Origin of the sequence: Streptomyces sp. CA-106110 (assembly GCF_050936285.1) — a bacterium.
Lineage (GTDB): Bacteria > Actinomycetota > Actinomycetes > Streptomycetales > Streptomycetaceae > Streptomyces.
The window spans coordinates 7782715-7797837 of the sequence record NZ_JBNJNB010000001.1; the positions used below are offsets into that span (position 1 = coordinate 7782715).

The following is a 15123-nucleotide window of genomic DNA, read 5'->3' on the forward strand; positions in this document are numbered from 1 at the left end:
CCCCCACCATCCACCCCGCGGCCAGCCCGGAGCGATGAGGCCCACGTGGAGAATTCGGATGTCAGTCAGGCCAGAGCACGCGGCAATATCCGAGGTGCCGCCCGGGGGTCGTTGCCGTCAAAGCCCCGGACCGATCAGGTCCGGGGCGTTTCCGCTGTTCAAGCTATGGGCCCCCGGCAGGATTCGAACCTGCGACACCCGCCTTAGCAGCGAGGTTGGGCCATCACTGGCGCGACCAGCGGTTCCCTACCTTGCACCGAGTCGGGCGGCACGTACCCCTCGGCACGTACCCCTGCCCACCCCGATTCCCCGTGAGTCCCCGCCTGATCTGGCATGGATGTGGCGCGATCGCTCTCGTGTTCCGGGTCATGCCGTGCACGACCGTCGCGTGTTCCACCATGCATCCATGCTCGCCACCGAGGCGCGCAGCCTGCCAACGCCATGTCCGCCGAATGGGTCCGAACCGCAGCGCCGTCGGCCGCCCCCGGCATCGAGAAGGTGGCCGCGGGCCACGGTGGTGGATCCGTCGTTATCTGAGAGACGCCCACCACTGCAACTACCTCCCTCGACAAGACAGTTCGACGGTCGGCGGCTCAGTCCCCTTCGGGCGGGCCATCAGACTTGTCCGTGCGCATGAGAATTCCGGGGCAGTCAGGATCGACTTCACCTGTGTAGTGGTTTCGCCAGAAGTAGCGACTGGTGCGCGGCAGCGGCACTTCCACAAGCCGGCCGTCGTGCATCATCCACAAGCCGAAGCAGTCATCTTCCTCGTCACGGATCAGCACCTGCACGGAGTGCGGGGAGGGCCACGGCTGCGACTCCAAATGTTCCAGGAGTCCGACCCAGCTGCTCCGCCGCACGAACTCGGCGACCCAGCCATGCCCGGCAGCAGCGAATTGTCCAGACCACTTACGGTTGGGGTCTCGCTGGGTCAACGGTTCCATGATCTCTTCTGCACGGCTGGCCAACACGATGACCTCGACAATTCTGCTCATGACCGAGTATCACCGGAGGTACGAGAGGAACGGCAAGCGAGATCCGTCTTTGGAATCCGACCTCCGCGATCCGAGGGCGACGACGGCGAGAGGGGCCAAAGCCCAAGGGCCAGCCCGCACTTGCGCGGGCACTTGATGGAGTAGGGAACGTTCTATCCCGGTCGAGTCCCCTGTGGATGTCCCCTGTGGTTGTGCAACTTCGCTTGATGCTTGACCATCCGCCCGCCCGCCCGGCCGGAGATCGGGGCCGCTGGCGCGCGTAATGATGTCCGGTGCCTGAGGCTGGGGCCATGACAGAGCCTGCTCATGGACCAGACGGACCAGGAGCGTCGACGCTGGATGCAGAACGCGATCCTGCCCGGGTTGTCGCGTTCAGCGACGGCGTCATGGCCATCGCCATTACGCTGCTCGTCCTGGAGATCCATGCACCCTGCGACACCAGCCACCTGTTGCACAGCCTCGCCGCGCTCTGGCCGTCCTACCTGGCCTACGCCATCACCTTCATGCTGATCGGACAGGTGTGGGCCAGCCACCACATCTTGTTCGACCACATCCGCAGTGTCGACCGGGTGGTGCTGTACCTCAATACCGTGCTGTTGATGGACATCGCGCTCCTGCCGTTCGCCACCTCCGTACTGGCCGAGGCGTTCCGTGACGGACACGGGCAGCGCACCGCGGTCGTCCTCCACGGCACCTCTTTTTGGTTCATGGACCTTCTGTTCAACGTCATCTGGTGGCACGCCCGTCATGATCGTCACCACGATCGACTCAGCCGGCGTCGCAGTCATCAGTCACCGCTTCCTGCGCGCCCTCGTCTGGATCGCCACCGGAGCCTTGCTCGGCCTCCTGCTTCCCCCGCTCGGCGTGGCCGTGATCGCCGCCTTCATTCCGTACTACTGGCTTCACAGCGCGAGCGAGATCGCCAAGATGCAGCCTCGGCCCGGCGGTCGGAATCGGGCGTGACGACGATCATGGACGACCTGGCAGTGTTCACTGGCGACTTTGTCCTGACTGTCGATCATGCGTGGACCTCGTGCGCAACTTCATTCAGCATCGAGACGGAGGCGCCCCGCGATCTGGGCGAGCGGTGCGAGTTGTAGCCACGGAACGATCAGCTGATCGAGACGTCGGTCCGCGACCCGAGGAAGCCGTGGCCATGCGCGTGGAGGACGTGACGCTGCCCGCTTCCGATGCCCGTGACCAGTGGTCCGAGCTCCTGATCCACACCGCGACCCCGGAGATCGGAAAGCAGTGGACCGACACGGGGGAGATCCACGAGAAACGCGACCTGAAGGGCCGCGCCGAGGGCGACACGCGGACCGTGCCGGGGCACCCTGCCCCGACACGCATCCTGCGGCAGCACATCGAGGACGAACAGCTCAAGCCGGGAGACCTGCTGTTCCAGGGGGAGACGGGCGGCATTCTCGCGGGCTCCGTCATCCGCCGGGCCTGGCGCAGTGCGCGCAAGGCGGTGTTATCTCCGCACGTCTACGAGTCGCCCACGGGGAGGCGTGTGTACGACAACCGGCACACGCGCCTGACCAAGTGTGGCTCAACGACGGGGTACCGCCCGCCCAGGTGGCGGAGTGGGCCGGGAACAGCGTCCCCGTGTTTTTGGCCACCGCGGCTCGAAGCCGCCGGTGATCTTCCGGAGCCGCCTTGCGCTGGCTGATTCTCCAGGCCGAGAACTTCGACACGTATTCGACACGAGCACCCGCGAAAACCCGGTGACAGCCGGACGACCCCGGAGGCTTCCCTTGATCGTTGGGGAGTACCTGGGGCTTGGCCGTATCAAGTGTTACTCGTCCTGACCAGCAAAAAGGCCCTCCCGGTGGGAGGGCTCTCAGTGGCGCCCCCGGCAGGACTCGAACCTGCGGCCAAGCGCTTAGTAGTTGCGGGCACACCCCAGTTGGCTGGGCCAGCAAGTCTGCGGGGCTTCCGTGACAGGCCGCCGGGTGTTGTCGTCGTCCGCACTCGTTGCCGTCAGCGTTGCCGTCACTGCCGTCCGGGCCTTGATGACCCGTCTCACCGAAGTTTGACCACAGCGCTCAGCAGCGACCCGAGCTGGTGGAGCAGTGTCAGAACGGCGGTTCGGTGGAGTGGGTGCCGGCCCAAGGATCGTCTGCCGGTGCGGGCTGCGGGCGTTGTTGGAGGACTTGCACCGCTTCCTCGATGCGGCCGAGGTCGATGAGGCACTTGGCCCGGAGCGAGGTGTTGCAGGCCGGGTGCCGTTCAAGAACGGAGAGGGCCTCCTCGGCGCGGCCGGCCGTGGCGAGGAGGTCGGACAGAGACCAGGCCGCGTACCAGGTGTCTTGTTCGGGGTGCGTCTGGGTCTGCTCGATTGCTTCGTCGAGCAGGCCGAGGCGAACCATGAGAAGGAGCCGGATCCGGAAGAAGTCCCAGTCTTCCTTGCCGCCGCGGCGCGTCTTGAGAATGTCGAGGTAGGCCAGGCCGTCGGGGGCCCGGCCTTGGTCGGCGTACAGGGTGCACAGCGTGTGGACGATCCAGTCCTCCGCGCCGCCAGGCCGGTCGGCGAGGGTACGCATCACTCCGATCGCCTCGTTGCCCTGCCCGTGCCGGACCAGGAGTTCGGACAGCGGGACGGCCACGTGCCACATGCCGTCGGACTCTTCAGCGAACGTCCGGTAGACGGTGATCGCTCCTTCCGCATCGCCGCGCTCCTCAAAGACCTCGGCCAGGCGCTGCGCGGCGTGCCCGTGGTACTCGGAGGCCGCGTACGCGCGCAGTTCCTCGATCCGGTCGTGTCTGGCCAGCAGGTCGGCCAGCGCGTCGCGGCCGTTGACCGAGGTGCTATCCCGGCGGCGCAGCAGGTCGATCGCCTCCTCAATCCCGCCCTGTCGTTCCCGGATGGCGGCGAGCAGAGGGAAGGCGTTGGACGGTTCGAGGCGGAGCCTGCCGCAGTCGGGGTCGTCGCAGGCCGGGACCGCCGCGGCGATGCGGGCCTCCAACAGCGCGGCAGCCTCCTCGTCCAGACCCGCGACTTCGGCGACGTCCACCAGGCCCTCGGCGAGGAACCAGTCATCGATTCCGGGCCGCAGCAGCGCGAACGCATCGGCGCCGTGGCCGTGACGGGACAGCAGGCGAGCGAAGAAGTTCAGGACCAGCCGGTCCCCGGCCTCCGCGTACGGGCGGCACAGCGCGATCGCCTCGTCGGCCCGCCCCCAACCCTCCAGCAGCTCGGCCTGGGCTTGGGCCGCTGGCCACCAGCCCGTCGCGATGTACGGGGCGAGCACCTCCAGCGCCCGCGCGTACTGCTGCCGATCGCCCAGCAATCGCGCCCACCCCAGCGCGCAGAACCACTCCCCGCGGCCGGCCTGCAGCTCCACCTCCCGCTCATGGCCGAGCTCGAGAAGCCGGGCTACCAGTGATGAAGGAATGCAGCCCGTCAACGTTCGGGCCTGATAGTCAAGATCAGCAGCGTCCACGGCTCCGCACCCTAGACCCCGCCTCTGACACGGCTCCGGATCAGCGAGCGGTGAAAGTCCGATGAGACGAAGTCCAACCCCGTGAAGCTTCGGTGAGACTGATCAAACTTCGGTGAGACGGGTCACTTGATGCGACCGCCGCTTTACAAGTTCGACTTCGGCTCCCAGCGATCTGCCGGAACAATGAGCGGCGGCGGCTCTCCGATCCGCTGGAGGCCCGTTGGATCCGCCACCGTCCGACGACGTTGATGTCAGCAATGGATGTCAGAGACCTTCTGATCCGTAGCTCTACAGAGATCGGGCGACAGCGGTCATACAGGTTGCTCTGTGGTCTTTCGAGGTCACTGCTGGGCGGGGCCGGTTGCTGCGGTTGCTGTACTTCGCTGCTGTACCGCAGCGAGTCGGCCTGCAGGTACACGTGACTCGTGCTCGCCCTGCTCGAGAGCCACGTCTGCCGGCCGGAACGGCAGGCTGTGCAGGTCCCCACCAACACGCTTTCCGAGTCTGTTGGTCGACCGTTGGACCGCGTACAGGGGCGTTAACTCGCCCATGGGCGGCTGGGCGGCCCAGCGGTTACGGCTATTCCCCGCTCGTTCCGGTGCGCTTGTGGTGCTGCAGCTCAGTGGACACGTCACAGCTTGCCGCTAGCGTGTGAGCGACGGATAGGACGGACGCAGGGGTGGGCGTTGTTCACAGTCTTCAGGTGCCGGGGTTGTGACGCGCCGCTTTCGGCGAGCCTTCGACGCGTGGAGTGGCGGCCGTTGCAGCGCATTCGGGGTAGGGAGCACTACACGTACGGGCCCTCCACGGTCCTGCGGGGCTCCTTCATGCTCGACCCCGCACCGTTCGGGGTGTCCTATGAGGCTCCGGACTGTGGGGAGTGCCTGACGGCGGTTATCAACCCTCTCGATGGCGTGCTGCTCCGACCGCACGTCGACCCCGCGCGTCGGGTCGGGTGCTGCCGCCCTGACGGCTCGGCCGGCCCCAATCTGATGTGCAGCCCCTGCGGGACCGAGGTGGGTATCGAAGTGTCGGACTGCTGGACGGAGTTCGATGTCCGACTTCTGCTCTCCAGGGTTGTGCAGGACACCAGCGATTCGAGCGAGCGGCGTCCATAAGATCGGCCGCTGCTGCTGGCCCACACGCTTTCCAACTGTCCGCATGGCTGTTCAGAGTCGGTCGTGGGCGTTCACTGTGCAGCTCAGACGGGGTTCGCGTACGATGGCGTCCGTCAGCGCACTGGACAAAGACTAGGACAACGAGCGGCTCATTGGTGCGCCGCCAAGATCGGCACTGCCGCCTCGTACTCGCTGAAGTCCGTGGCCATGGGCTCAGCCGATCAGCACGGGCCGACGGTGGTCAAGGCCGGCAGCAGGCCATCACCTGGGGAAGCTAACGTGATCTAGGGCTCGCTGCAGGGCTGACCTGCGGCGGAAGGGTGTTGACGCCTGGCGGGCGGGTCCGTTGATTCCCCGCGGTTCCCCGCGGTTCCCCGTACGATCTGGCACGCGTCTGGCACGACCCGTTCGTACCGAACTCTCGGCGGGTGCGTTTCTTCTGAGTGAGCGGCATGTACCTGCCCAATCCACTGATGCCGGGCCAACGCGACACGGGGCGTCCTGGGTGACCTCCACTCAGATCGGAACTCCATCCCACGTGATGGTGCCGGGGCCTAGGGGTGGCCGCGCGCCCTGGTCGGTAGGGACGTAGCGTCAGCGCATGGACTTCCGTATCACCGCTGAGGAGGAAGCGCTCGTCTTCCGGCTCGCGGAGCTCCTGGACGGCGGCACGCAACCGCTGGAGACGCAGCTCGTCGAGGAGCTGGGCCCGGACATTCGGCAGCAGCTCGAAGGGCTCAAGGCGAAGGGCTGGATCCTCGTCCGCGAGGCTGCAGACGGAATGATGGTCGTCGATCTCACCGGGCCGGCGTGGAAGGCCGTCCGCAGCCGCCGCGACGTCGGCCGGTAACGGCCGTCGTGACGCTAGAGATTCGCCTACGCGATCCCGTAAGGCCTGTGACGTGTGGCCGCGCCCGGTGTAGCGTCGCTGCCGGTAGTCGTGGTTCCGAAGTCCCGTTCACCCGTGACACACGTCTCGGGCGTTCTTGCTGTTCAGCGCCTCTCCGGACCAAGGCGATCACCTCCGGATCCCGCACGGTGCGGGGCCCGAATTTCCTTGAGGGAGACAGGCATGGCCAGCGGTACCGTCAAGTGGTTCAACGGCGAAAAGGGCTTTGGCTTCATCGAGCAGGACGGCGGCGGCCCCGACGTCTTCGCCCACTACTCGAACATCGACGCCTCCGGCTTCCGCTCCCTGGAAGAGGGCCAGCGGGTCACGTTCGATGTCACGCAGGGGCAGAAGGGTCCGCAGGCGGAGCACATCCGCCCCGAGTAACAACGCATAGGGAGACCCCGGCCGGATGGTTACCGGCCGGGGTCTCTTGCTGCCCGGGTGAAAGGGGGACAAGCCAGTGCACACCCCTGGCAGTGATCTGCCGCCCCGAACCCGCAAAGTCACAAGGGGACGTCGGCCTGCTCCCCTACGGCGAGCACGTCCGTCGGCAGAGAGGTGTGGTGGGTTGGGCAGTCCGCCATTGACGGCTTCTGACAGCCAGGCGCGGTTGCGGTGGTTGCTGTACTCCGCTGCTGTACGGCAAGGGCTCCGGAGTGCGCTTCTACGCTGGAGATTCCCGCAGGTCACCGGCCTCAGCGCCGCCTTTGGTTGATTTCCCGGTCATGGATAGTCCACGGGTGCTGATGCCTGTTCGCGTGTGCCGGACCGGACTACGGGACGAGTCGGGGCGGGGTTGCTGTTGTTGGAGGTGATCGCGGACAAGTGTGGGGTGGGGAGCTTCGGCAAGATCGTGTGATGCACGTTCACCCTGGTGGACTGGGCGCGGGCCTCCGGTTCGCGTGCGCGCGGGTGACGCCGACACGCCTGGTGCCGGCTCCTGACTCGACACATACCATCAAAAAAGGTGTCTTTAACTTGAATTCTGACTCAACGTGACATTTCGGCTGTAGATATTGATGTGTCCGACCAGGCGGGCGCATCAGGCACCTGCCGTGAAAGGAGCACGGAATGCGGGTTTCCCGTCTTGCCGCCGCGCTGGGCGTCGCAGCCGCCGTCCTGTTGGGCGGCGCCACTGGCGCCAGCGCCGCAACCTATGCACCCTCGGTGGTATCTCATGTCACGTACGACCGTGGTCACGACCATGGTGACTACGGGCGCGGCGACCGTGACGACCGCTGGGGCCACCACGACCGTGACGACCGGGGCAACTACGGCCGGGGCCACGGCCGCTGGGGCCACCACGACCGTGACGACCGGGGCAACTACGGCTGGGGCCACGACCGCTGGGGCCACCACGACCGTGACGACCGAGGCAACAACGGCTGGGGCCACCACGACCGTGACGACCGCTGACCGCCCTTGGGGTGCCCTTCCGCTGTTGGGGGAGGGCACCCCTTCCGTGTGCCCCGTGTGCCTTCTACTGCATGACTGACGAGATCTTCCGCGGGTGGATGCGATCTGCGATCCGCTCGATTCCGACCGCAGCGATCTGGATTCGTATATCGGTGTCGTGCGCGCGTTCAACGCGCGTTGGGCGCTGGACATCGGCTGCGGGGCGGTGTGCGACACCCGCTTTAGGAGCGAGGTTGGGCGGTCGCAGGCGTGACCTGCGGATTCCCTTCCTGGCCAGAATCCGGCCGGGCTTCCCCCTGTGGACCTATGTTCCCCGTGAGTCCCCGTCCGTTCTGGCACGAGAGTGGCACGCCTTGGGGGCTGCCCTGATCCCCTCGATGCGAACTATCGGCTGCTCGGTCGTTGAGGTCTGTCGGACTGGTCGAGCGGTTGGCTGCGGAGGGCGCCGGCCATATGCGGTCACGGCGGTTGCTGTGCTTCGCCGCTGTACGGCTGCCGAGTACCCGGCACGAGTACTACGGCGTTGAAACGCTCACGCCAGGCTGGTCGTTCGGATCGCTCGGGTACGTGCCGACGTCCCAGAACCGCCACGAGTCCGGCGACGACGGGTTCGCCAGGTGGATGTCCAGCTCCTGCCGCACGCCGTCCGCGTAGCGGATCACTACGGTGGCGTCGGCGCTGTCAACGTCATTGTCCACGACGGTTACTGTCGCAGTCCCGCTGTTCACGTCCTGTGTATGGGCGAAGTCGGCTGCGGAGAATCCGGTCGGGCCGTCATCGTCCCGGGCCCGGACCGCTGTGCGGAGCTCGCTCGTACTGTGGTGGGCGATGGCACGCAGATAGCAGCGGATGAGTCCGGCCTGATCCGGGTTGGCCTTTTCGAGGTGGACGGGCCAGGAACACGACGGTGCCGCTGCATCAGGCCCTTGGGCGAAATCCTGGATGGTCAGCCACGGATCGGGCGCGAGCCACCTGACCAGCAGTACTCCTGCCGCTACGGCCACCGCAGCAAAGACGCCCCAGCCCCTCATGCGCCGCCGGGACCCCGCATCGACGTTCATCCCGCCCCTTCCGGCCGCCCTCGCGGCACGGGACACACTGCCGCTGATCGCCGTACTTTCGCATCCCTTCAGCCCCGGCCGCCAGTCATCCAGGTCCGCAGGACTCGCGACGTCCTCCGATGCCATTCCACCCCAACCACAACGGACGCCATGAGCACGTGATCTTGATGACTTGAACTTGTGACCTCTTCCTCATCAGGTCGATCACAGGCGTCGCCTACTTCAGCCAACTCGTGCCTGGCTTCCCCTTACTTGGTCGCTCCGGTTCGGCGGTGACCGCTAGTGTCCGCACTTGTTGGTGTCAGCCGCTGGTATCAGCGATCGCATGGGCTCTTGACAAGCCATCCGCGCGCGGTGTCCGACTCTCTGCGCCTTGCGTTGAAGAGATCAGCTGCAGTTCGTCGGCCGTCCTGATGTGATCAGTGGGCGGCAGGCTCGGCGGCTGCGGTCGTTTCTCCGACGGGCAAGAGGCGGGGGATGAGGCGGACGTAGGTGACCATGCCGAGGACTTCGACAAGGGTCTGGGTGACCACGGCGGCCGCAGCGACGGTGTAGGTGTTTGGCAGGGCCAAGGCCAAGGGCAGCACGACCAGGGAGTTACGCGTCGCGCCGGTGAAGATGATCGCCCGCCCGGCCGAGGCCTCGAGGCGGAAGAGCCGGGCCACAGCTCTCCCGGCGAAGGCCATGACCACGAGGAACAGTGCGTAGAAGGGGATGACGGCGGCTACATCGGCGAGATTGTCACCGAGCTTGGGCACCTGGGAGGCGACGACCGTCAGCAGGGTCCCGGCCATCAGCGGCACCATCGTGGTATTCGCAGCGTCAGCGGCCTTCTGACCAGCTGGGCGGCGCACGGCCCACGCCTGTACGGCCCAAGCCAGTACCAGGGGGATGAGGATCAGGAAGGTGAAGGCTTTCACGAACGGGCCGACCTCGACGATTTCGGCCAGGTCGGAGCCCATGAACAGGTACAGGAATCCCGGCAGCAGCAGCATCTGCGCCACCAGCAGAAGCGGCGTAGCGGCCAACAGGCGGTGGTTTGCGCCGCCGGCCAGCCCCGAGAAGACGATCACGTAGTCTACGCACGGGCACAGCAAGACCAGCAGGACTCCGACCCGGACGGCCTGGTCCGCAGGCAGAAACGTGAACATCGCCGCGACGACCAACGGCACCACCACAAAGTTCACCACCAGGGCAGCGGTGAGGAACCGGCCGTCGCGTAGGGACCGGAACAACTCGGCGGCGGGCACCTGGAGGAAGGTGACGAACAGCAGAGCGCCCAGCACGGGGCTAATAGCGTGCTCAAGCCCAGGGCCGGCACTCGGGGCCAGCCAGCCCAGCAGACCCCCGGCGGCCATCGCCGCAAGGTAGATCGCGACCTGGTGGCGTTCCATCCGCTCGACCAGGCCCTGCGGTCCCTGCTCAGGCACCCCGTCTGCTCCTTAACTACTGCGCGGCCCGCCCTCGTGGCAGCCGCTTGTCCATCCTCACAGGTCATCTTGCGGCCCCGGCATGGGGCCGTGCGCTGAGTCAATCCGTCGGCGTGCTGTCCTGGTCCGGCTGGCCAAGACTGGGCATGCCGAGATCGACGCGTCCCGGAGAGGTGCGGCAGGCTGCAGAACGGCGGCGCCTGCGTACGACCAGAATCCCGGCCACGGCGGCCACGGCCAGTACGGCGAGGGCGGGTACCCACAGGGCACCAATCGCGGAGGCGGCACCGACGCTGCCGAGCACGGCGAGGATCGGCCCGGCACAGCAGACCGCGCACGCAGCCACGGCGGCCATCCCGGCGCCGAGCATGCCCCACGGCTTGGAGGGACGGGAGGGCGAGGTGGTTGTCATGCGGGTACTCCGAACAGATCGGCCAGCATCCCGACGGCACTCTCCGGTGCGCGGACGTTCAGCTGGAGGGCTGTGGGGGTCAGATGCAGGGTGAAGTCGAAGAACGCGCAGCAACCCTGCTCGGCTGCCGCGAGCGCTGCGATTTGGCCGGCGAGCTCGGCATCCGGCGGGAAAGACAGCCGTAGGCCGTCGGTGATCTCCTCGCGTCGGTCCGCCTTCGCGATGAGCGTGCGCCACTGCTCGGTCCGCTCGCCCAACTCAGCTCCGCCGAGCGTGCAGGCAATCGGGGCGTCCCGCCATGCCTCCCGCTCCGGCTCGGGCGCTGGGTCGGTCATGGGGCGGGTCGGTGAGAGTGTCACCGGTACGGGGCCGGCGGAGCGGGCCGCGGTCGTCGTGCAGCCGCAATTCGGGCCGCATGCCCCTGCCGGCGCAGGGCCTGCCAGGTCGGCATGGACCTCGGCCAGGTGAGCGGAGAAGGCGCGCAGCTCCGCGATTCGCCCGTCCGTCTCCCTGATCTGGTCGGCGATCAGTGGCAGCATCCGGGCGCGCACCGAAGCGCACACGCCTTCCTCACGGACGTTCAGGAGCGTGCGGATCTCCTCCAGCGCCAAGCCGAGCAGCTTCGCCGAGGAGATGAATGCCAGTCGGTCCACCGCGTCCTCGCCGTAGACCCGATATCCGGAGGCGGTCCGTTCGGCGGGTAGCAGCCCGGCGGTCTCGTAGAAACGCAGCGTGCTCGCGGGAACACCGGAGTGTTCGGCCAGCTGCGATATGCGGTAGGTCGTCACGCTGTCGACGGTAAACCTTCAACCCGACTCGAAGGTCAAGCACTAACTGGGACGAGATCACGCCGAGCGGCGGATCTCACTCAGCGGCGGCTCCACCACATATCGGGATGCTGATCGTGACCACCTCTACCCACGATCCACCCCGGCTCCCATCCCGTCTGCCGTCGACCCACACACCGTGGAGTGGGCGTGGTTCAGGGCGTCAAGGTGGAGCGCGCCACTGTACGAACGACCTTGACGCCCTGGGCCGCGGCTGCTCGGCTCTGCCTGGGTCGATGGCAGACGGGATGGGAGCTCCCCGCGCACGCCACTCCGGCCGGCACTCGCTAACGGCGCCCCTCCATCTCGGAGCCTGAGCGCCCCCGCCGGAGGCTTGTTCTGACCGTGGCCGCCGTCTGCGGTGCTCGACTGATGGCCTCCGGTCCTATCCACACGTGGGCGCGCGTCGGCGCAGCGTGCGCGGAGCGGGCCGAAGGCAGGAGCGCAGCGCGCAGTGGAGCCGGGAGCGCGCCCGGCGGAGCGGAGCGCAGCCGGGGCTTGGTATCCCGCCGCACGTCGTCCGCGACATCGTGGGGCACAGTGCGCTGGACGTGACCATGAACATCTACGCGCACGCGGACATGACCGAGAAGCGGGCCGCCCTGGACAGGCTAGGGACGCTCCTGTCCGACGAGTGACGGGGCCGTTGCCGTCAGCGTTGCCGTCAAACACGTCGAACGCCCGGGAAGGGAAGATCCTTCTCGGGCGTTTTTGCTGGTCGCGCTTGGCGCCCCCGGCAGGACTCGAACCTGCGGCCAAGCGCTTAGAAGAGAGCTGTGCGCTTCCTCGCCGTAACGCGCCTGACCTGCGTGTCCTTCGTGACTCCCTGTTCGGGCGCCCTGACTTCTCCGCGCATTCACCGGAGGCGAAGATTCCGGCCCTGCTCTTCGATCGCGATACGGGACCCTCCAGAGGGCTGCGAAGGCCCCCGTGTGTTGCTGCCTCCCAGACCGGGCAGTCGGACCGATGGACCCCCAGAGAGAGGCCTACACGGCAGCAGCATGATCAGGCTGTTCCGGCTACTGGGCTCCGGCAGGATTCGAACCTGGGCATACGGCTCCGGAGGTCTCTTCTGCGTCGACTGTTTCACCAGTTTGGGGTGGCGTCCCGCTAGGTGGTGTAGGGGATCAAGACATCGGAACTCGCAGGCCAGAGCTGGTCTCTGCGCCCGACCGGGTGGCCAACTGGTCCTACCAGGAGCCTTCGTAGGCTGCCGCTTCCCGTAGATCGCCACGTACTTCGAACCGGAACGCGTAGAGCTTGATCCCCTACACCACGTCGTGGGACACGGCCTCATGCCGCCAGACGTGGGGGGCGAAGGCGGCAGTCACCTGCGACCTTGTCGTACTCAATCGCTACGGTTCAGCCAGCACACAAGCGCGCGCCTTGCTCGGCGCCCGAGTAGCTGGGAGAACAGGCGTGGGCACTGCACGACCGCTGTCGCGGAAGTCCGCTGAGGCCTGGCTCGAATTCCGGACACGCGTGGCGGAGTTGGGCGGGACCGTTGTGGAACCGAGCTGGCTCGGGGCGATTGTGCCTCACCGGGTACGGTGCGCGGCTGGCCACGACTGCACTCCACGGCCCAACAGCGTCCAACGAGGACGTGGTATCTGTCGGACGTGTGCGGGCAACGATCCGCAGGTGGCGGAGCGGGAGTTCCGGGCACGAGTGGTTGGGCTGGGCGGGACGGTTCTAGAGCCGACCTGGCTAGGGGTAAATGCTCGTCACCGAGTGCGGTGCGTCATGGGTCACGAGAGTCGAACGTTGCCAAGCTTGGTGCGGCAGGGCGGTGGTATCTGTCGGACGTGTGCGGGCAACGATCCGCAGGTGGCGGAGCGGGAGTTCCGGGCACGAGTGGTTGGGCTGGGCGGGACGGTTCTAGAGCCGACCTGGCTAGGGGTAAATGCTCGTCACCGAGTGCGGTGCGTCATGGGTCACGAGAGTCGAACGTTGCCAAGCTTGGTGCGGCAGGGCGGTGGTATCTGTCGGACGTGTGCGGGCAACGATCCGCAGGTGGCGGAGCAGAAGTTCCGAGCTCGGGTTGCCGAGTTGGGTGGGACGGTGTTGGAGCCGACCTGGCTCGGCAACAACCGTCCCCATCGGATACGGTGCGCGGCTGGTCACGAATCCACCCCTACACCCAGCAATGTCGGGCAGGGCGGTGGTATCTGTCGGACGTGTGCGGGCAACGATCCGCAGGTGGCGGAGCAGAAGTTCCGAGCTCGGGTTGCCGAGTTGGGTGGGACGGTGTTGGAGCCGACCTGGCTCGGCAACAACCGTCCCCATCGGGTACGGTGCGCGGCTGGTCACGAAGCCACCCCTACGCCTGGCAACATCCAACGTGGTCAGGGGCTTTGTCGGACCTGTGTTGGCAACGATCCCGTAGCAGCGGAGCGGGAGTTCCGGGCACGAGTGGCTGAACTGGGCGGGACGGTGCTGGAGCAAAGGTGGCTCGGCAAGGACCACCCCCATCGCGCTCGTTGCGCAGCCGGTCACGAATGCACGCCGCGGCCCAGTAGCCTCCGAGGCGGATCCGGCATGTGCCTTGCTTGTGTTGGCAACGATCCGGTTGTGGCGGAGCGGGAGTTCCGGGCACGAGTGGCTGAACTGGGCGGAACCGTGCTGGAGCCGAAATGGCTTGGGGCGAACACCCCCCATCGGGTGCGGTGTGCTGTTGGTCATGAATGTAGACCGCGGCCTACCACGGTCCAACAGGGCGCCGGTTTCTGCCGGGCTTGCTCTAACAAGATCTGGGACGTGTTTTACGTTGTAATCGACGAGGAACGTGCTCGCGTGAAGTTTGGCATCACCTCCGGTGATCCTGCGGGGCGCCTCCGTGCGCACTCCCGATCCGGCTACAGGCGTGTTGTTCGGTTGCTGGTTGATCTCCCCGGCGACGAGGCTCCAAAGCTTGAACGGGCCATCTTGGCCGCTCTTCGGCAGGCGGGCGAGGAGCCCCTACAGGGGCGGGAGCACTTCGATGCTGCTGTCATCGGCCAAGTGCTGGACATGGTTGACCATTACGCGACAACGCACATCCAAGTCGGGCTGGTTTCCCCGATGCGGTCGTGAGCGGATTTGGACGTTGGCAGGTGCCCGATGTCGCCCGTAAAGCGGGGAGGTGCTGCGCGCCAATCATCTGATCCGTAGGTCTAGAAAGATCGGTCATTGGAGGTCATACAGGCTGCCCGAAAGCCTATGAGGGCCGGTACCGGGCGTTGCCGGTTGCTGGGGTTGCTGTACTTCGTTGCTGTACAGCAACGGGCGCCTCGTTGTTAGCTCATGTTGCCTGACCCATGGAAGTTGCTCACACGCCTTCGAGTTGGGGCTAGGAGGTCAGAGCTCCAGCGATACAGGCGGCCAGGCTGGCCTATGCTACGACAAGCCCAGAACGGAGGGTGGGGGAACGTGGCGGCAAGTCAAGATGCGGTGCTGCGGGGCGTCCGCTTCGGCGTACGGGTCGGATCGGTCCCGATTGGCCACTGTCGAGCGCCCTCGGACGGCCCAGGGACGGCCCAGAAGATGA

At 66.6% G+C, this 15123-nt stretch carries 13 protein-coding genes; 7 read left to right on the forward strand and 6 right to left on the reverse strand.

Annotation, left to right across the window (positions count from 1 at the left end; genetic code table 11):
- Positions 1-593 precede the first annotated feature (593 nt).
- Positions 594-995: a hypothetical protein gene (locus tag ACQEXA_RS35820; protein ID WP_432927885.1), complete on the reverse strand. Its 402-nt coding sequence runs from the start codon at positions 993-995 to the stop codon at positions 594-596.
- Between the two features lie 386 nt (positions 996-1381).
- On the opposite strand from ACQEXA_RS35820, the gene ACQEXA_RS35825 reads away from it, so the two are divergent.
- Both ACQEXA_RS35825 and ACQEXA_RS35830 read left to right on the forward strand, forming a co-directional pair.
- Entirely contained in the window at positions 1382-2095 is a 714-nt protein-coding gene (locus ACQEXA_RS35825) for a TMEM175 family protein (RefSeq protein WP_432927883.1), read from the forward strand.
- A gap of 56 nt (positions 2096-2151) precedes the next feature.
- Positions 2152-2667 (forward strand): hypothetical protein, encoded by a 516-nt coding sequence (locus tag ACQEXA_RS35830; protein ID WP_432927881.1) that lies wholly within the window; start codon positions 2152-2154, stop codon positions 2665-2667.
- A 406-nt stretch (positions 2668-3073) separates the two neighbouring features.
- Here the strand turns inward: ACQEXA_RS35830 and ACQEXA_RS35835 are convergent, their stop codons facing one another.
- Complete coding sequence (locus ACQEXA_RS35835; RefSeq protein ID WP_432921657.1) at positions 3074-4342, reverse strand: tetratricopeptide repeat protein; 1269 nt, start codon at positions 4340-4342, stop codon at positions 3074-3076.
- A 1818-nt stretch (positions 4343-6160) separates the two neighbouring features.
- Here ACQEXA_RS35835 and ACQEXA_RS35840 point away from each other — a divergent pair.
- The 4 genes from ACQEXA_RS35840 (at position 6161) to ACQEXA_RS35855 (ending at position 8120) form a co-directional block, all read left to right on the forward strand.
- On the forward strand, positions 6161-6409 hold the full coding sequence (locus tag ACQEXA_RS35840) for a hypothetical protein (RefSeq protein ID WP_365325835.1): 249 nt from the start codon (positions 6161-6163) through the stop codon (positions 6407-6409).
- A 222-nt stretch (positions 6410-6631) separates the two neighbouring features.
- Positions 6632-6835, forward strand: a complete 204-nt coding sequence (locus ACQEXA_RS35845) for a cold-shock protein (protein WP_055489114.1) — start codon at positions 6632-6634, stop codon at positions 6833-6835.
- Between the two features lie 687 nt (positions 6836-7522).
- Positions 7523-7867: a hypothetical protein gene (locus tag ACQEXA_RS35850; RefSeq protein WP_433132089.1), complete on the forward strand. Its 345-nt coding sequence runs from the start codon at positions 7523-7525 to the stop codon at positions 7865-7867.
- Between the two features lie 94 nt (positions 7868-7961).
- Positions 7962-8120 carry a hypothetical protein gene (locus tag ACQEXA_RS35855; protein ID WP_432927877.1) on the forward strand — a complete coding sequence of 53 codons (159 nt, stop codon included), beginning with the start codon at positions 7962-7964 and terminating at the stop codon, positions 8118-8120.
- A gap of 262 nt (positions 8121-8382) precedes the next feature.
- Here ACQEXA_RS35855 and ACQEXA_RS35860 read toward each other — a convergent pair whose 3' ends face one another.
- The 4 genes from ACQEXA_RS35860 to ACQEXA_RS35875 all read right to left on the reverse strand — a co-directional run bounded on the left by ACQEXA_RS35860 (position 8383) and on the right by ACQEXA_RS35875 (position 11558).
- Positions 8383-8928 (reverse strand): hypothetical protein, encoded by a 546-nt coding sequence (locus ACQEXA_RS35860; protein ID WP_433132091.1) that lies wholly within the window; start codon positions 8926-8928, stop codon positions 8383-8385.
- Positions 8929-9347: 419 nt separating this feature from the next.
- A complete protein-coding gene (locus tag ACQEXA_RS35865; RefSeq protein ID WP_432939165.1) occupies positions 9348-10322 on the reverse strand; it encodes an arsenic resistance protein in 975 nt (324 codons plus the stop codon).
- A gap of 136 nt (positions 10323-10458) precedes the next feature.
- Positions 10459-10770, reverse strand: coding sequence for a hypothetical protein (locus ACQEXA_RS35870; RefSeq protein ID WP_432927873.1), 312 nt, complete (start codon positions 10768-10770; stop codon positions 10459-10461).
- A complete protein-coding gene (locus ACQEXA_RS35875) occupies positions 10767-11558 on the reverse strand; it encodes a heavy metal-responsive transcriptional regulator (RefSeq protein WP_432927871.1) in 792 nt (263 codons plus the stop codon). Before ACQEXA_RS35875 ends, ACQEXA_RS35870 begins: the two co-directional genes overlap by 4 nt.
- A 434-nt stretch (positions 11559-11992) precedes the next feature.
- On the opposite strand from ACQEXA_RS35875, the gene ACQEXA_RS35880 reads away from it, so the two are divergent.
- On the forward strand, positions 11993-12235 hold the full coding sequence (locus ACQEXA_RS35880) for a hypothetical protein (protein WP_433132094.1): 243 nt from the start codon (positions 11993-11995) through the stop codon (positions 12233-12235).
- Positions 12236-15123 lie beyond the last annotated feature (2888 nt).

What these genes read in the sequence shown, in the direction of transcription:
- ACQEXA_RS35865 (WP_432939165.1), bottom strand. Translation starts at nt 10,322, where the DNA reads ATGGAACGCCACCAGGTCGCGATCTACCTTGCGGCGATGGCCGCCGGG.
- ACQEXA_RS35840 (WP_365325835.1), top strand. Translation starts at nt 6,161, where the DNA reads ATGGACTTCCGTATCACCGCTGAGGAGGAAGCGCTCGTCTTCCGGCTC.
- ACQEXA_RS35870 (WP_432927873.1), bottom strand. Translation starts at nt 10,770, where the DNA reads ATGACAACCACCTCGCCCTCCCGTCCCTCCAAGCCGTGGGGCATGCTC.
- ACQEXA_RS35850 (WP_433132089.1), top strand. Translation starts at nt 7,523, where the DNA reads ATGCGGGTTTCCCGTCTTGCCGCCGCGCTGGGCGTCGCAGCCGCCGTC.
- ACQEXA_RS35860 (WP_433132091.1), bottom strand. Translation starts at nt 8,928, where the DNA reads ATGAACGTCGATGCGGGGTCCCGGCGGCGCATGAGGGGCTGGGGCGTC.
- ACQEXA_RS35825 (WP_432927883.1), top strand. Translation starts at nt 1,382, where the DNA reads ATGGCCATCGCCATTACGCTGCTCGTCCTGGAGATCCATGCACCCTGC.
- ACQEXA_RS35830 (WP_432927881.1), top strand. Translation starts at nt 2,152, where the DNA reads ATGCGCGTGGAGGACGTGACGCTGCCCGCTTCCGATGCCCGTGACCAG.
- ACQEXA_RS35820 (WP_432927885.1), bottom strand. Translation starts at nt 995, where the DNA reads ATGAGCAGAATTGTCGAGGTCATCGTGTTGGCCAGCCGTGCAGAAGAG.
- ACQEXA_RS35845 (WP_055489114.1), top strand. Translation starts at nt 6,632, where the DNA reads ATGGCCAGCGGTACCGTCAAGTGGTTCAACGGCGAAAAGGGCTTTGGC.